Source organism: Dyadobacter sp. HNCC25DJ184 (genome assembly GCF_056895215.1).
This window is the reverse complement of the sequence record NZ_JBXHAQ010000041.1, coordinates 1-1,226: the sequence shown is the minus strand read 5'-3', so window position 1 is coordinate 1,226 and position 1,226 is coordinate 1. Positions and strand designations below refer to the sequence as shown.

Here is a 1,226-nt window from a genome sequence, read left to right as displayed (position 1 = left end):
ATTGAAATACTCCCCATTCACTGGACAGCCAGCGATTAATATTAAGTTTTAAGATGCTTTTGCTTCAAAGAATCGGTCATTTGGAATATATCCAGTGCCTGTGTGTTTGCGCTGATAATTGTAAAATTCCACGTATGCTTTTATTCCACGATACAAATCCATACCACCATTTGGAGGGTTAAGATATACGTATTCCTGTTTTAGTGACCTCCAAAAACGCTCTATAAAAACATTATCAAGTGCTCTTCCTTTTCCGTCCATTGATATCTTTATACCTCTATCCAGCAGCGGATTAATAAAATTTGGGCTTGTGAACTGGCTACCCTGATCTGTATTGAAGATTTCCGGTTGCCCTTCGGTTCGAATTGTGTCCGACAGTGTTTCTCTGCACCATTCCATACTCATAGTATTAGATATACTCCATCCAACAATCCTACGGCTATATACATCAATAATTGCGAACATGTACATGAAGCCTCGGAACATAGGGATATAAGTAATGTCGGCCTGCCAGACCTGATTAGGTCGCTCTATTTTCAAGCCTTTCAACAGATATGGATATTTATAATCAGTCGCTCTGGCCTTACTTAGGTTACGCTTTGGATAAATCGTGCGCAAATTCATGATCTTGTAAAGCCTTCGTACCCGTTTTAACCCTACATGATACCCTAAACTGCATAAATGATCGGTCATACGCTCGATGCCATAAAATGGACAATCCATGAATTTACGATCTATGGCTTTCATAATCTTTTGATTGAGAATAGGTTCCCCTTTCGGCTTGAAATAATAGCTGCTCCTTTGTAAACCAACTAGTTTACATTGTGCTGAAACGCTCAGATCGCTATATTCCGGGGAAATGAGTTCGCGTTTCTCCATGACCGTCATTTCCCCAAGACTTTTTTTAAGAAATCCAGCTGCACCTGAAGCTCCCCAATCTTGGTGTAAAGCTCTTTTTCCCTGGGATTTTCCGCTTCTTTTGTTGTCGGAGCTTCCTTGCTGAATACCAACTCCGCATTCTCCAAGAACTCCCGTTTCCAGGCAGCTATTTGCGTCGGATGAATTTGATACTTAGAAGCAAGTTCTTGTGAGGTGCTAATCTCTTTAATGGCTTCAATGGCCACTTTGGCTTTGAAGCTCGCGCTGAATTTTCTGCGTTCCTTTTTCATAGTCAACTACTAAATTAAAAAATTTAAGTAGCTGTCCAGATATTAGGGAGTATTATA

2 protein-coding genes are annotated in these 1,226 nt (G+C 40.3%); both read right to left on the bottom strand.

Features of this window, described 5'->3' with window-relative positions; all coding sequences use genetic code 11:
- Positions 1 to 48 precede the first annotated feature (48 nt).
- Positions 49 to 879: an IS3 family transposase gene (locus AC1XUD_RS26515; protein ID WP_483364070.1), complete on the bottom strand. Its 831-nt coding sequence runs from the start codon at positions 877 to 879 to the stop codon at positions 49 to 51.
- A gap of 5 nt (positions 880 to 884) precedes the next feature.
- Positions 885 to 1,169, bottom strand: coding sequence for a transposase (locus tag AC1XUD_RS26510; protein ID WP_483364069.1), 285 nt, complete (start codon positions 1,167 to 1,169; stop codon positions 885 to 887).
- Positions 1,170 to 1,226 lie beyond the last annotated feature (57 nt).

What these genes read in the sequence shown, in the direction of transcription:
- AC1XUD_RS26510 (WP_483364069.1), bottom strand. Translation starts at nt 1,169, where the DNA reads ATGAAAAAGGAACGCAGAAAATTCAGCGCGAGCTTCAAAGCCAAAGTG.
- AC1XUD_RS26515 (WP_483364070.1), bottom strand. Translation starts at nt 879, where the DNA reads ATGGAGAAACGCGAACTCATTTCCCCGGAATATAGCGATCTGAGCGTT.